12 protein-coding genes and 1 pseudogene are annotated in these 14,958 nt (G+C 66.9%); 10 read left to right on the top strand and 3 right to left on the bottom strand.

Going from position 1 to position 14,958, the window contains the following annotated elements; all coding sequences use genetic code 11:
• Nucleotides 1-23 precede the first annotated feature (23 nt).
• The 5 genes from QE394_RS07240 to QE394_RS07220 all read left to right on the top strand — a co-directional run bounded on the left by QE394_RS07240 (nt 24) and on the right by QE394_RS07220 (nt 4,623).
• Nucleotides 24-1,490 (top strand): GntP family transporter, encoded by a 1,467-nt coding sequence (locus tag QE394_RS07240; RefSeq protein ID WP_268159660.1) that lies wholly within the window; start codon nt 24-26, stop codon nt 1,488-1,490.
• Nucleotides 1,490-2,365, top strand: a complete 876-nt coding sequence (locus QE394_RS07235) for a class II fructose-bisphosphate aldolase (protein WP_349034150.1) — start codon at nt 1,490-1,492, stop codon at nt 2,363-2,365. The genes QE394_RS07240 and QE394_RS07235 overlap by 1 nt, the downstream gene beginning before the upstream one ends.
• A 46-nt stretch (nt 2,366-2,411) precedes the next feature.
• Nucleotides 2,412-2,816 (top strand): DUF1304 domain-containing protein, encoded by a 405-nt coding sequence (locus QE394_RS07230; RefSeq protein WP_056082476.1) that lies wholly within the window; start codon nt 2,412-2,414, stop codon nt 2,814-2,816.
• A gap of 106 nt (nt 2,817-2,922) precedes the next feature.
• A complete protein-coding gene (locus QE394_RS07225) occupies nt 2,923-4,278 on the top strand; it encodes an acyltransferase (RefSeq protein ID WP_349034149.1) in 1,356 nt (451 codons plus the stop codon).
• Between the two features lie 15 nt (nt 4,279-4,293).
• On the top strand, nt 4,294-4,623 hold the full coding sequence (locus QE394_RS07220; RefSeq protein WP_056082469.1) for a GNAT family N-acetyltransferase: 330 nt from the start codon (nt 4,294-4,296) through the stop codon (nt 4,621-4,623).
• Between the two features lie 123 nt (nt 4,624-4,746).
• On the opposite strand, the gene QE394_RS07215 is transcribed toward QE394_RS07220, so the two are convergent.
• Nucleotides 4,747-5,061 carry a hypothetical protein gene (locus QE394_RS07215; protein ID WP_056082467.1) on the bottom strand — a complete coding sequence of 105 codons (315 nt, stop codon included), beginning with the start codon at nt 5,059-5,061 and terminating at the stop codon, nt 4,747-4,749.
• Between the two features lie 331 nt (nt 5,062-5,392).
• On the opposite strand from QE394_RS07215, the gene QE394_RS07210 reads away from it, so the two are divergent.
• The 5 genes and pseudogenes from QE394_RS07210 to QE394_RS07190 all read left to right on the top strand — a co-directional run bounded on the left by QE394_RS07210 (nt 5,393) and on the right by QE394_RS07190 (nt 11,678).
• Nucleotides 5,393-7,015: a pyridoxal-dependent decarboxylase gene (locus QE394_RS07210; protein WP_349034148.1), complete on the top strand. Its 1,623-nt coding sequence runs from the start codon at nt 5,393-5,395 to the stop codon at nt 7,013-7,015.
• On the top strand, nt 7,012-8,388 hold the full coding sequence (locus tag QE394_RS07205) for a lysine N(6)-hydroxylase/L-ornithine N(5)-oxygenase family protein (RefSeq protein ID WP_349034147.1): 1,377 nt from the start codon (nt 7,012-7,014) through the stop codon (nt 8,386-8,388). Before QE394_RS07210 ends, QE394_RS07205 begins: the two co-directional genes overlap by 4 nt.
• Nucleotides 8,385-8,984, top strand: coding sequence for a GNAT family N-acetyltransferase (locus QE394_RS07200; protein WP_349034146.1), 600 nt, complete (start codon nt 8,385-8,387; stop codon nt 8,982-8,984). Before QE394_RS07205 ends, QE394_RS07200 begins: the two co-directional genes overlap by 4 nt.
• Nucleotides 8,981-10,877: pseudogene (locus tag QE394_RS07195) on the top strand (IucA/IucC family siderophore biosynthesis protein). Before QE394_RS07200 ends, QE394_RS07195 begins: the two are co-directional and overlap by 4 nt.
• Nucleotides 10,878-10,886: 9 nt before the next feature.
• Complete coding sequence (locus QE394_RS07190) at nt 10,887-11,678, top strand: SDR family oxidoreductase (RefSeq protein ID WP_268159644.1); 792 nt, start codon at nt 10,887-10,889, stop codon at nt 11,676-11,678.
• Here QE394_RS07190 and QE394_RS07185 read toward each other — a convergent pair.
• Nucleotides 11,628-12,719 carry an FUSC family protein gene (locus QE394_RS07185; RefSeq protein ID WP_349035383.1) on the bottom strand — a complete coding sequence of 364 codons (1,092 nt, stop codon included), beginning with the start codon at nt 12,717-12,719 and terminating at the stop codon, nt 11,628-11,630. The two genes, QE394_RS07190 and QE394_RS07185, sit on opposite strands and share 51 nt — an antisense overlap.
• A 119-nt stretch (nt 12,720-12,838) precedes the next feature.
• Nucleotides 12,839-14,416: an MFS transporter gene (locus tag QE394_RS07180; RefSeq protein ID WP_261618674.1), complete on the bottom strand. Its 1,578-nt coding sequence runs from the start codon at nt 14,414-14,416 to the stop codon at nt 12,839-12,841.
• Nucleotides 14,417-14,958 lie beyond the last annotated feature (542 nt).

Genomic DNA, 14,958 nt, shown 5'->3' with positions numbered 1-14,958 from the left:
GCACGTCAAAGGAGACACCCATCGTGAACCACCTCATTAGCCCGCTGATGGTGCGGGCGGCCGACGCCCCGGCCATCAAACCCGCAGTTGAGCTCGGCACTCCGCTGCTGCTGACCATCGCAGCGCTTGGCATCGCCGTGCTGCTGGTAATGATCATCCGCTTCAAGATCCAGGCCTTCGTGGCCCTGCTGACCGTCAGCATCCTGGTGGCCGTGGCCTCCCAGATCCCGCTCAAGGATGTGTTCACCGTTGTGGCCAACGGCGTGGGCAGCACCATGGGCAAGGTGGCGCTGCTGATTGCCCTCGGCGCAGTGCTGGGCCGGATGATCGAGGTCTCCGGCGGTGTGCAGTCGCTGGCCGCACACTTCACCGAGAAGCTTGGCGCCAAGCGGGTCGCGGTGGCCCTCACCGCCGTCGGCTTCCTCGTGGCCATCCCCGTGTTCTTCGAGGTGGGCGTCATCGTCCTGGTGCCGATCGTCTACGCCTTCGCCAAGATCGCCAAGGTCCACCCGGTCAAGTTCGGCCTGCCCATGGCCGGCATCATGCTCTCCATCCACGTTGCCGTCCCGCCGCACCCCGGCATCGTTGCCGGCGCCGGCGTCTTCGGCGCGGACATCGGACTGATCACGCTGATCTCGCTGGCCATCTGTATTCCCCTCGGCTTCCTGTCCTACTGGGTGGCCAGCATCATGAACCGCAAGGAATACGAACTCCTGCCCTCGGTCAAGGCCCAGGTTGAGGAGTTCGGCTCCGACTCGCTGGTCAAGGTGGGCCACGACGGCCCCGGCGCCTCCGCCATCGCTCCGCCCCGTCCCGGCCTGATCATCTTCCTCATCGCCGCCCCCATCGTGCAGATCCTCCTCGGCACCCTGGGTACGCTGACCATCCCCAAGGACAACTCCTGGTACGGCCTGGCCGCCTTCGTCGGCAACCCGTTCTTCGCCCTCCTGGTGGCAGTCGCCCTCTCCTTCTTCCTGCTGGCCGTCCGCCGCAACTGGTCGCTGAAGGAAACCGGTGAAATCTTCGAAGGCGCACTGCCTCCCATCGCCTCCATCCTGATGGTGGTGGCCGCCGGCGGTGTGTTCGGTGAAGTCCTCCGGACCTCCGGCATCGGCGCGGCGCTGTCCCAGACCCTGGACCACCTCGGCCTGCCCGTCATTGCACTCGGCTTCGTGATCTCGCTGGCACTGCGTGCCGCCCAGGGTTCGGCCACCGTTGCCATCGTGACCACCACCGGCCTGCTGACCTCCGCCGTTATGGAGGGCGGTTACAGCCCGGCGCAGATCGCCGTTATCGTGATCGCCATCGGCTTCGGCGCACTGGGCCTGTCCCACGTCACCGACGCCGGCTTCTGGACCGTGGTGCGCTACTACGGCCTCACCGTCTCCGACGGCCTCAAGACCTGGACCGTGCTCACCACGGTCCTGGGCCTGGCCGGCTTCGCCCTGACCTTCGTGGCCTGGATCCTGGTGGGAGGCCTGGGCGTCTGATGCGCACCCGACTCGACCACCTGGTCACCTCCGCACTGCAGCAGGGCTCCGCCGTTCCCGCCTTCACCTGCTACGACTTCACCACCGCGCTGGCTGTGGTGGGCGCGGCCGAGGAATCCGGCCGCGGCGTCATCCTGCTGGTGGCACCCAAGACGGCCGCCACCCCCAACGGGCTCCGCCTGATCGCGGCCCTCCGGGGACTGGCGGACGCGGCCTCCGTGCCGGTGGCGGTGCAGCTTGACCACGCCACGGACCTCGCGGTGATGGCCGACGCCGTCGCGGCGGGGGCGGACTCGGTACTCGCCGACGGTTCGTCCTTGCCTTACGAGGAGAACATCGCCCTGGTGGTGGCCGCCAGGGAACTGTTGGCAGCCAACGGGTATCCCGATGTGGTGCTGGAAGCCGAACTCGGCGGCCTGGCCGGCGACGAGGACCGCGCCTTCTCGGACGACGAACCTGCAGACCAGTCCGGCGTTGCCGTGGCAGGGCTGACCGACTCCGCGCAGGTGGAAGACTTTGTGGCCCGTACCGGCGCCCAGCTTCTTGCCGTTGCCGTGGGCAATGTCCATGGCAAGTACAAGGGTGACCCGCAGTTGCGCTGGGACGTGCTGCAGGACATCGCCGTTCGGACCCACCTTCCGCTGGTCCTGCACGGCGCCTCCGGTATTCCGGCCGAAGAACTGGTGAAGGCCGCGGCCATGAATGTTGGCAAGGTCAACTTCAACACCGAGCTGCGCACCGGGGTGCTGGCCACCCTGCAGGAGCAGCTCCCCGCCCACCGCGCCGACGGTGAAAACCTGCAGGCGCTCCTGGGCCACTGGAACCGGTCCGCCGGAGAGTTCGCGGGCGCCACGCTGGCCACGCTGACGCGCTAGGCCCCAGACGCGAAGGAACACAGGGGAGGGAGGCTAGGATCGAGCAATGATCCTGGCCTCCCTCTTTTTCGCGTTCCTTGCTGCCGCGCTGCACGTCTTCATCTTCACGATGGAGTCTTTGACCTGGACCAAACCGGCAACGTGGAAGCGTTTCAGCATCGAGTCCCAGGAAAACGCGGAGATCACCAAGCCGCTCGCGTACAACCAGGGCTTCTATAACCTGTTCCTGGCCGTTGGCGCCCTTGTTGGCGTAGGCCTGGTGGCTTTCGGCGCGGACGGCTCGGCACAGGACGTGGCCGGATGGACCCTCATCTTCGCCAGCTGCGGCTCAATGCTGCTGGCGGCGCTGGTCCTGGCCCTGTCCGGCCGCAAGTACCTCCGCGCGGCCGCAACCCAAGGCGCCACGCCGCTGCTCGCCGTCGTCCTCGGCCTTATAGCTGTGTCACTTTAACTGCGCGGCACTTCAACTCCTGCCCCGGCCGCTCAACCCTTCTCCGCTCCAGGTGGCAGGCGCACAATAGTCCTGTGAACAGCGCCGGGACGCTCCGGGGTGCACGGTGGGCACCGCCGGCGGCCTGAGCGGAAGCCTCCGGACGGGCACGGCGGGCCGTGATCCGGTGATCGACCTTGTCCGGTTCGCCTGCCTGGCCCTGGTGGTGCTGGGACACTGCATGATGGTCAGCCCCGTGCTGCACGCCGACGGTACGGTGACCACGCAGAACACCCTCGCCGAGCAGCGCTGGTTCGAGCCGGTCATCTGGATCTTCATGGTCATGCCGGTGTTCTTCGTTACCGGCGGGATGACGGGCCTGGAGTCCTGGCGGCGGCTTGCGGCAAACGGCGGCACGGCTGCCCTGTTCATCAGAGCACGCCTGCTGCGGCTGGTCAGGCCCGCCACGGCCCTGCTTGCCGCGATGTTCCTGGGGCTCGGCGCCGCCCAGCTCCTCGGTGTGCACCCCCAGGTCATCGGGCTGATGGCAGCAGGGGCAGGGATGCCGCTGTGGTTCCTGGCCGCATACCTCGCGGCGCAGCTGAACATCCCCCTGCTTGCCGCATTCCACGCCCGTGCCCCCTGGCGGACTTTCCTCCTGCTCACTGCGCTGGTGGTGGCCGTCGATTGCCTGCGCGGCGCCCTGCCGCTCCTGGCCAACATCAACCTGCTGTTCCTGTGGTGCGCCGTCCAGCAGGTGGGCTTCCTCATCGCCGATGGCAAACTGGCCGGCCTGTCACGCTCCGGGCTGGCAGCGGTGGCCCTCGCCGCGAATGTCCTCCTGGGTGCTGTGACGGGCTTGGGGCTTTACACGGGGAACATGCTGGTGAACCTCAACCCGCCCAACCTGTGCCTCCTGCTGCTGGGCGTATCCCAGGCGGCCCTGATGGAGGCGGCGCGGCCGGTCCTGGAGGGGGTGGCTTCGTGGCCGTGGCTCAGCAGGGCGCTGCGGATCGCGGGTGCCCGGTCCCTTACGGTGTATCTCTGGCACTTGCCCCTGTTGGTGGCGCTGTCCGGCCTGCTGCTCCTTGCGCCCGTTCCGAAACCGGAGTCCGGAACGCCCGAATGGTGGTGGGCACGCGCCGTGGTCCTGCTGGCGCTGCTGCTCCTGCTGCTTCCCGTCATCGCCGCCTTCGGGCGCCTCGAGGACACCCCGACGGCGAGTCCGTGCTCCGGTGCCAAGCCCGCCGCGGCGGGGGCCGCCGTCGTGGTGGTTTTCCTTCCGGTGGCAGATGCTGCACTGGGCGGCCTCACCCTTGCCCTGCTGGGAACCGGAGCCGCCTTCTTTGCCCTCACCCAACTGATCCTCGGCGCGTTGCCTTGGCGGAGTCCGGTCCCTCGACGCAAAACGGACGCCGCTGGTACGCGCAGGCGTGCCGGGCACAGGAGGGGGCGGAAGGGCATTGCCAGCGGGGTGAAGTAGTGCCAGTGTCGAACCATGACCGAGAACACGTTGTCCACCGAGGATAGGTTCGCCCCCGATGTCACGCTGCGGCGCAACGACGCGCAGCACCGGTATGAACTGCTGGTGGGCGGCAGGCTCGCCGTGCAGTCCTTCTTCCGGGACCTGCCGGGCCACATCGACTTCACCCACACCGAGACGGGCCAGGACTTCGAAGGCCGGGGCCTTGGCAAGGTGCTGGCGCACTTCGCCCTGGACGACGTTGTGGCTACCGGCAAGCGGGTCATTCCACACTGCCCCTTCATCTCCAGCTACCTCCGCAAGCACGAAGGGTACGAGCAGTTCGTTGACTGGCCGGAGGGATAGCGCGGCAGTTATTCGGCTGCCGCCATCGGGCGCCCCGTTAGTGGGAGCGGCCCGGGTTAGCTGCAGCGTTACAGCTAAGGCGAACCGGTCCAGCTAAATGACGGCACTGCCTGCATTCCGGCGTCAGCTGGCCAGGGCCTGGTCGCTGACCGTGGCGCTGAAGGCGGGATCGTCGAGGGTGAAGCCGCAGGCGCAGCGGTAGGTGACGACGGTTCCGGCCGCTGTGGCCGGCCCGGCGGGCAGCACCCCGGTTCCATCGACGTAAACAGGCTGCCCGACGGGCAGGTCCTGCGGATCGATCCGCTGCATCGGCGTGCGGCAATGCATGCGCGAATTGAGGGTGACCAGCAGCCCCAGGTCCAGTGGCTGGGCTGTGCTGCCGGCTGACTCTGCGCGTTCCCCGGACGCGGTCAGCCGGTGTTCCGTTGCGGTGGTCATGCGATGTTCATCCTTGGGCTTCTTCACGAGGCTGTTCTTCCAGCCCCGCCGCGAACTGCTTGCGGAGGTCATTTATCCCCACAAGCAAAGCATGCTTACTAAAGGTGTGACAAGCCGGACATTCCCGTCCGCAGCCGCCCGTACGCCGCGGGTGGGGCATGAATTGTGCATCATGGGCCCAGTTCACGCCAGTCAATGACCTCTTGCATGCCCCAAAAACCCAGGCATTCCGCGGCAAAAGCGAAATAGGGCACAAAAGTTTGATTAAAAGGGCATCCTAAGTAAGGCTTACCTACGCAACGCCCCCAAATTGCTGACCGAAGGAAGACCCGTGCCGCTGATGCCCCGACTCGATGAGACGCAAGTGGACCACTCCACCTGCCACGACGTGCCCCGCCAGGACCCGGACACCACGGTCCCGCCGGGGCAGGACTTCGGCTCGCGTGTGGAACTGGCCCTCGGAGCAACCAACCACCTCTTCAACGCCCGGAACTCACCCCGGTACGTTGCGCAGGTGCTGCAGGGCGTCACCACCGTGGCAACCAAGCTGGAGCGGACCACCCAGCCGTTCACCGGCGTCGGGCCCGCCGACATGCGGAACCGCGTGGGAGCCGTGGACCTGGACACCCCTTTGCCGGACACCGCCGCGGCCCTGCAGGAACTCGAGGACGTGTACCTGCGCGACGCCGTCTACTTCCACGACCCCAAGTACGCCGCCCACCTCAACTGCCCCGTGGTGATCCCGGCGCTGGTGGGTGAGGCCATCCTGTCCGCGGTGAACTCCTCGCTGGACACCTGGGACCAGAGCGCCGGAGCCACCATGATCGAACGGCGCCTCGTCGACTGGGCCGCCGAACGGCTGCACCTCGGCGGCGCGGCGGACGGCATCTTCACCTCCGGCGGCAGCCAGTCCAACCTCCAGGCCCTGCTCATCGCACGGAACCACGCCGTGGCAGGCCTTCGCCAGGACCCCGCCCGGGCATCCCTCCGACTCCCGGCCCTGCTGGATACCCTGCGCATCTTCACGTCCGAGGACAGCCACTTCAGCGTCCAGAAGTCCGCCTCCATGCTGGGCCTCGGGTTCGACGCCGTCATTACCGTCCCGTGCTCCGCGGACCACCGGATGGACCCGGCGGCGCTTGCCACGGCCATGGCTGAAGCGCACGACGCCGGCCTGACCGCAATGGCTGTCGTGGCCACCGCCGGGACAACGGACTTCGGAGCCGTGGATCCGCTGGCAGAGCTCGCCGCCCTGGCCCGGGCCTACAGTGCCTGGTTCCACATCGACGCCGCGTACGGCGGCGGCCTGATGGTCTCCGGCCGGTACCGGCACCTGCTGGACGGCACGGGCCTCGCGGACTCGGTCACCGTGGACTTCCACAAGACCTTCTTCCAGCCCGTCAGTTCCAGCGCCCTGCTGGTCCGGGAAGCGGCGATGCTGCGCCACATCACCTACTACGCCGACTACCTGAACCCGGAGAGCGCCGCCCTGGCGGACATCCCCAACCAGGTGGACAAAAGCATTCAGACCACCCGCCGCTTCGACGCCCTGAAGCTCTGGCTCACCCTGCGCATCATGGGTGCGGATGCCATCGGCGCGCTCTTCGACGAGGCCATCGACCTCGCCGCCCGCGTAGGTTCGGTCCTCGAAGCCGACGACGATTTCGAGGTTGCCGCAGCACCACAACTGAGCACCCTGGTGTTCCGATACCGCCCCGTACTCGAGTCCGGCGCACGCCTCTCCGACGAGGACGCCGATGCCCTCAACCCCGCCATCCGGGCGGCCGTCTTCGCCTCCGGCAAAGCCGTGGTGGCAGGCACCAAGGTGGGCGGACGCCACTACCTGAAGTTCACGCTCCTCAACGCCGAGGCCACCCTTGAAGACATCACGGACATCATCACCCTCCTGCGCAGCACCGGCGCCGGACTCCTGCAGAAGGAAACCACCGCATGAGCACCCCCGCCAAAGGCACCATCTTCGACTTCGCCGCGATCGGCGTCGGGCCCTTCAACCTGGGCCTGGCCGCCCTCGCCGAACCCGTGGAGGGCCTCAACGGCATCTTCCTCGAACAGCGCGGTTCCTTCGACTGGCACCCCGGCATGATGCTCGAACCCGCGCACCTGCAGGTTCCCTTCATGGCTGACCTGGTGACCATGGCGGACCCCACCTCGCCCTATTCGTTCCTGAACTTCCTGAAGCAGACGGGCAGGCTCTACCGCTTCTACATCAGGGAAAACTTCTACCCGCTGCGCGCCGAGTTCAACCAGTACTGCCAGTGGGTGGCGGGGCAGTTGCCATCCGTGCGTTTCGGCACGGCCGTGCAGGAGGTGGCGTACGACGACGGCGTGTACCGGCTCTCCGTGTCAGGTCCGGACGGGCCGGAGGTGCTGTCCGCGCGGCGGCTGGTGCTGGGCACCGGCACCTCCGCGTACGTTCCGGCGGCCGCCGGGGGAATCCTTGCCGCCGCAGCTGCCGGGGACGGGGGAGTGGCCTTCCACAACGCCGAGTACCTGGCCCGGAAGGCCGAACTGCAGCGGCAGCGCAGCATCACCATCCTGGGCAGCGGCCAAAGCGCTGCCGAAATCTATTACGAGCTGCTGCAGGAAGCGGACGCCTGCGGGTACCAGCTGAACTGGGTGACCCGCTCGGGCCGGTTCTTCCCGCTGGAGTACACCAAGCTGACCCTGGAGATGACCTCGCCGGAATACGTGGACTACTTCCATGGCCTCCCGCCGGAGCAGCGCGACCACCTGAACAAGACCCAGAAGAACCTGTACAAGGGCATCAACTCGGACCTGATCGATGCCATCTACGACCTCCTTTACACCAGGAGCCTGTCCGGCATGGTGGACACCCAGCTGCTCACCCACTCCACGCTGACGGCCGCCGAATGGGACGCGGCCGCTGGAACCCACCGGCTGCACCTGGCGCATGGCGAACAGGGCACGTCCTACACCCTGGACAGCGAGGCCGTGGTGCTGGCCACCGGGTACGGCTACCGCGAACCCGCGTTCCTCACCGGCGTGCAGGACCGGATTGCCCGGGACGGTTCCGGCCGCTTCGCCGTGGACCGGAACTACAGCACCGGCGTTGAGCCGGGTGAGATCTTCGTCCAGAACGCCGAGCTGCACACCCACGGGTTCGTCACCCCGGACCTCGGCATGGGCGCCTACCGCAACTCCTGCATCCTCCGGGAAATGACCGGCCGGGAGGTGTACCCGGTGGAACGCAGCATCGCCTTCCAACAGTTCGGGGCGCCCCCTTCCGTCCCGGAAGTGCATCCGGCCCCCGCAGCGGGGAACGTGGCCGTGGAGGTGCCGGCATGAGGTTCACCTTCCGGTGCGTGGACCCGGTGGCAGACGCCCCCCTCCTGCACAGCTGGGTGACCCAGCCCTACGCCTCGTTCTGGGGAATGCTGTCCGCCACCGAGGCCGGCGTCATTGACGAATACGCGAAGATCCAGGCGAGCGGCCACCACCACGCCCTCCTGGGGCTCGACGGCGGCGTCCCCGCCTTCCTGATGGAGGAGTACCTTCCGGCGTCCTCACCGCTGGCCGCCGCCTACCCCGTCCTTCCCGGCGACGCAGGGATGCACCTGCTGGTGGCGCCGCCGTCGGGCGTTCCGGAGCCGGGTTTCACCACCGCCGTCATGGATGCCGTCCTGGCCCGGCTGTTCGCCAGGCCCGACTTGGAGCGCATCGTGGTGGAGCCCGACGCCCGAAACACGAAAATCCACGCCCTCAACGAACGTTTCGGGTTCCGGCCCTCGGGAGTTGTGGGGCTGCCGGACAAGGATGCGCTGCTCAGCTTCTGCACCCGGGCCGACTACCTGGCCGCCCGCGCAACCCTTCCCACCTTGGAAACTTCCGCCCGTATGGAAACCAACCGCACCGAAGACCTGCAGGGAGCCGCAGCACTATGACCGTCCAGCTCGAATCCACCACCAACACGGCCGCAGCAGCAGCGCCACACCTCGAAGGGGACCGGTGGGAGGCCGCCAACCGGCACCTGCTCCGCAAGGCGCTCGCCGAGTTCTCGCACGAACGGATCCTCACACCCGAGCCTGTGCCTGGCGCTCCGGAAACCAACGCCTACCGCCTTGCCAGCGCCGATGGCTCCCACGAATACCGGTTCACTGCCAGAATCCTGGAGCTGGAGCACTGGTCCATCAGCGCCGATTCCATCCGGCATCTCCAGGACGGCACCGAAGCGCCGCTGGACGTGCTGGAGTTCATCACGGTGTTCCATGAGACGCTCGGCATCAACCTCCAGATGCTCCCGGTCTACCTGGAGGAGGTCAGCAGCACCCTGGCCAGCCATGCCTACAAGCAATGGGCCGGCCAGCCGACCGCCGGGGAACTGGCCGCCGGGGTGACCGGTGGTCAGGACGTCGCTGCCGACTTCCAGGCGATCGAGCGGTGCATGACCGAGGGCCACCCCTGCTTCGTGGCCAACAACGGCCGGCTGGGGTTCGGCGTCAGCGATTACCTGGCGTTCGCGCCGGAAACCGGGGCGCCGGTGCTGCTGGAATGGATCGCCGTGCACCGCAGCCACGCCGTGGCCAGCACCAGCAGCGGCCTGGACTATGCGGCACACCTCGACGCCGAACTGGGCCCGCTGGCCGGCAGTTTCACCAGCGAGCTGCTGCTGCAGGGCCTGGACCCGGACCAGTACTTCTTCATGCCGGTCCACCCCTGGCAGTGGGAGAACAAGCTCACGTTCACCTTCGCGGCCGAAATCGCCCGGCAGCGCATTGTCTACCTGGGAACCGGTACCGATTCCTACCAGGCCCAGCAGTCCATCAGGACGTTCTTCAACACCAGCCGGCCCTCGCGGAACTACGTGAAGACCGCCATGTCCGTGCTGAACATGGGCTTCATGCGCGGCCTCTCACCCCCACTACATGAAGGCCACGCCGGCCATTAACGACTGGCTGCGGAAGCTGATCGGGAGCGACGCCGCACTGCAACAGCGCGGGTTCACCATGATCGGCGAGATCGCCGCCATTGGCTACCACAACAGGACCTACGAGGCCGCATCCGCCAGCGGTTCGCCGTACCGGAAGATGCTCTCTGCCTTGTGGCGGGAAAGTCCGCTGCCGCTCCTGGAAGACGGGCAGCAGCTGACCACCATGGCCGCGCTGCTGCACGTGGATTCCGCCGGAAAGTCCATGGTTTCCGCCCTGATCGAGCGGTCCGGCCTGGCCCCCGAGGACTGGCTGCGCCGCTACTTCGAGGCGTACCTGGTGCCGCTGGTGCACTGCCTCTACAGCTACGAGCTGGCCTTCATGCCGCATGGCGAGAATGTCATCCTGGTCCTCGAGGACGGTGTTCCGGTGCGTGCCATCATGAAGGACATCGCCGAAGAGATCGTGGTGATGGGGGACCGGCTGGACCTCCCCGAGGAGGTCGCGCGGATCCGGGCGGACATCCCCGACGGCGAAAAGGTGCTGGCCATCTTCACCGACATTTTCGACTGCATCTTCCGCTTCCTCGCTGCACTGCTCGACGACGACGGAACGCTTCCGCAGGAGGCCTTCTGGCGTACCGCCGCCGCCGCCGTCCGGGACTACCAGGCACAGCACCCCGGGCTGGCCGGACAATTCGCCCGGCACAACCTGTTCGCTGCGGACTTTGAGCTGTCCTGCCTTAACCGCCTGCAGCTGCGGAACAACCAGCAGATGCTGGACCTCACGGATCCGTCCGGAGGCCTGCAGATGGCCGGCCGCCTGGCCAACCCGCTGGCGCGCTTCGCCGGTGAAACCACAGGCGAAGCCGAGGGAAAGACGGAGCCAAATCGGGGCAGCGGTGGCTAGGCTGGCTGCATGACGCAGACCACTTCACGGACCACTGCCCTGGTCACCGGCGCCAGCGCAGGCCTGGGCGCCGAGTTTGCCCGCCAGCTCGCCGCCGAGGGCTGCCACCTGGTGCTGGTGGCCCGCAACAGGAACCGCCTCGAGGAAGCCGCCGCGGAGCTGGAACGGCGCTACGGAACCACGGCCGAGGTGCTCCCGGCCGACCTGACGGACGACGCCGCCGTGGCCGCCGTCGTCGAACGCCTCTCCGATCCGCAGCGGCCGGTGGGCATCCTGGTCAACAACGCGGGCATCGGGCTGCTGCACAATTTCGAGGACAACCCGGTGGAGGAGGAGAAGCGGCACCTGAAGCTGCACGCAGAAACCGCCCTGGTTCTTTCGCACGCAGCGCTCAAGGGCATGCTGGACCGTGGTGAGGGAAGGATCATCAACGTGGCCAGCATTGCCGCTTTCCTCCCGCGCGGAACCTATTCGGCCGCCAAGGCGTGGCTGCTGAGCTTCAGCCGCTGGGCCAACCTGGCCTACCGGACCCGCGGCATCAAAGTGACGGCGGTGTGCCCGGGTTTTACGCACACCGAGTTCCACGACCGCATGGGGATGGACAAGTCCGTGGCACCGAAGTGGACCTGGCTGGCGGCCGAGCGCGTGGTACGGGAGGGGCTGGCGGACAACGCCAAGGGAAAAGCCGTTTCGATCCCGTCCAAGCGCTACAAGGTGGTGGCAGCGCTCGCCCGGATCGCTCCGCCAAGGCTAATGGCGGGGCCGCCGCGCAAGCCCCAGGAGGAGGGCGGGGGAGCGTGAACCCCGCCGGCGGACGGCAACCACAACGGCGATGCCCACCAGGGCGCCCACCAGGGTCTCGATGGCGCGCTCCAGGATCAGGACGCCGGGGTCTGCCGGTGCCGCGAGCTGGGTCATCAGCAGGATCACCGGGGTAAAGGAGACCATGGCCAGGCCGTAGTGCCGCGTCATGAACAGCTCGGTGGTGAACTGGAACAGGATCACCAGCAGCGCCAGGACCAAGGCCTGCTGCCCGGGGAACAGCCCGGGCAGCGTCCAGGGGGCGGGAAGGATCACGACGGCGGTCACGGCCAGCCCCACGAACGTCCCCACGATGCGGTGGACCCCGCGGCGGACGCTGCTGGGGAGGTCAGCGCCGGCCAGCGGAACAGCCGCGGCGGCCATGGCCCAGTGCGGGTGGCCGCTTCCGGTGAGGACGCCGACGGTTCCGGCGGCACCGACGGCCAGCACGTAGCGGGCGGCGTGGATCAGCATGGCGCGGCGGTCCAGCGGCTGCGACGCGGCGGGAATGCGGACGGCCCCGCGCTGCCACCGCCGTTGACGGACCCACCCGGCGAAGCCCACCAGGATGGCGAACGCTGCCGACCCCACGGCAATCAGCAATACTGTGTACCAGGGGACCGCCATGGGCACCGACGCGCAGGCTCCCAGGGCCAGGATGCCGAAGAACGGGCCGTTGGGCTTGAGCCGCACGCGGTCCGAGTAGAGCGAGCCCACGCCCGCCAGCGCAGCTTCGATGGCCACCAGCGCCCACGAGTGGATGTGGTTGACGGACAGGAACACGCCCACCGAGACGCCGCCCAGGAGGACCAGGGCTGCCTGGAACTGGTGGAGGATCCGCAGCTGGTGCGGTTCGGACCGGCCGTACATCCCGGTGAGGGCGCCGAAGACGGCGTAGATGATGAGGTCCGTCCGGCCCGCGGCAAGCAGGAGCAGGGACGGGACGGCGACGCTGAGGGCCACCCGCAGGGCAGCGAGGTGGTCCGCGTTGGCGGGCTCCAGCCGGTGGAGGGCACGCACATGCAGCAGGACGCGTTCCATGCCGTACCCACTCTCCTTGCCTGTGGCTGGGTTAGCCACGACTTCAACCTTAAACGCCCGGACCGCCGCACCCGGTATGGGTGCGGCGGTCCGTGTAACGGAGCGGAACAGTTGGCCGGTTAGGCGCTGACCGGCGTTTTCCCGCCGTCCTGCGGATGGGTGTCGAACGGCAGCTCGTCAACGTTGATCAGCGGGTTCTCGTCCTGGGTCTTGACCAGCTCGCGGGCCTCCGCCTCGGTGTCCACGCTGGGCATGGATCCCGGGAGCGGGCGGTTGGCCGATTCCTTCAGGAAGTAGATGGCCACGGCGCCCACCAGGGACGTTGCCATCAGGTAGTAGGCGGGCATCATGTCATTGCCGGTTGACTTGATCAGCAGTTCGACGATGAAGGGAGTGGTGCCGCCGAAGATGGCCACCGCAAAGTTGTAGGCAATACCCATGGCGCCGTATCGGCTGGACGTGGGGAACTGTGCCGGCAGGGAGGACGCCAGGTTGGCCACGTAGAAGGTCACGGGGAAAGCGACCAGGGCCAGTCCGGCCAGGGTGGACCACACTTCTCCGACGCCGATCAGCAGGAAGGCCGGGATGGCCAGGACAATGGTGCTCACCGCGCCAACCCACAGCACGGGACGGCGGCCGATGCGATCGGACAACTTGCCGGTCAGCGGAATGCAGAGGCTCATGATGACCAGGACCGGGATGGTCAGCAGCGTGCCGTGCACTTCGTCGTAGCCCTTGGACGTTGTGAGGTACGTCGGCATATAGGACGTCAGCGCGTAGCCGGCGGTGTTGGCTGCAGCCACCACCACCATGGCAACGACGATGGGCCGCCAGTAGGCTTTGATGATTCCCACCGGGCCCTTGGCAGCGGCGGTGTCGCCTCCGGTGGCGTTCTTGGCGTTTTCCTCCTGGGCGTCCAGGGTGGCCTGGAACTGCGGGGACTCCTCGATCTTGCTCCGGAAGTACACCGCGATCAGGCCCAGCGGACCTGCCAAGAGGAACGGGATGCGCCAGCCCCACTGCTCCATGGTGTCCTGGCCCAGGGTCAGCTGCAGGACCGAAACCAATGCAGCGCCCATGGCAAAGCCCATGTAGCTGCCCAGGTCAAGGAAGCTGGCAAAGAAGCCGCGGCGCTTGTCGGCGGCGTATTCGCTGACGAACGTGGTGGCACCGGCGTACTCACCGCCGGTGGAGAAGCCCTGGATCACCTTAAGCAGCACCAGCAGCGCTGCTGCCCACAAGCCGATTTGCGCGTAGCCCGGCAACAGGCCGACAGCGAACGTGCTGGCGGCCATGATCATCAGCGTGGTGGCAAGGATCTTTTGCCGGCCCACCTTGTCGCCCAGCCAGCCGAATACGACGCCGCCGAGCGGGCGGGCGATGAAGGTTGCAGCGAACGTGCCCAACAGGAACAGGTTGCGCGTCGTGGGATCGGATTCCGGCAGGAAGACCGGACCCATGGTGGTGATGAGGTAGCCGAAAACGCCTACGTCGTACCATTCCATGGTGTTGCCTACGATGGTGCCGCCGAGGGCCTTCTTCAGCATCGGCTGGTCAACCACGTTGACGTCTGATTCCTTGAGCCGGCGCCGCGGAAGGAGCTTGGGCTTCTTGGCGGCTTTCACTGCTGCTGGTTCTGTTCCGCGGGCGTTCCTGGCGCCTGCTGAAGAGTCGGTGTTGCTTTGGTCTATGGGCATTTGGTCAGCTCCTGTGGAGGTCATTTGCTTGCGACTACTTGCTGCCCCGCTCCGGGCAGGCCTTCAATTTTACGCCGATTTTGTAGCGTTCGCCCGTTTGTTGCCGTACCGTCTACCCCTTTAGGCACGTTTCAGACCAACTTTTGCGGGTTGATTTCGCTGGTTTTCCCTTATGAATACTGGGAAGCATGCTGATTGTGTCCACCGTCACCGAATCTTTTTCCGTAACCGTTCGTTAGGGCACGGTTTTGGCCGTGACCGGGCGCTGGATGTGACGGCAGACACTGCCATCGCGGAGGATTTTCGGCTCCGTTTTTGGTGCCTCCAGGCGGTGCCGGGGGTTCACAGGCACCGGGCCGTTGCCTATGGTTGAGCCATGGGAACACTGATTTTCGAATAGTAGACGCGTGCGGCCGGGAAATCCCCTCTGCCCGACACCGGGCCAGGCACGCCGGCGCTGCTGAGCCTCACAGCGCAGACCTCACGAATGTGCCGGCATGACCGGCGAATAAAGAGGCCCAGATGTCTCTCTCTTCAAGACT

The organism is Pseudarthrobacter sp. SORGH_AS 212 (genome assembly GCF_030818145.1).
Taxonomy (GTDB): Bacteria; Actinomycetota; Actinomycetes; order Actinomycetales; family Micrococcaceae; genus Arthrobacter.
The sequence above is the reverse complement of the archived record's forward strand: the minus strand, read 5'-3'. Positions and strand labels throughout refer to the sequence as shown.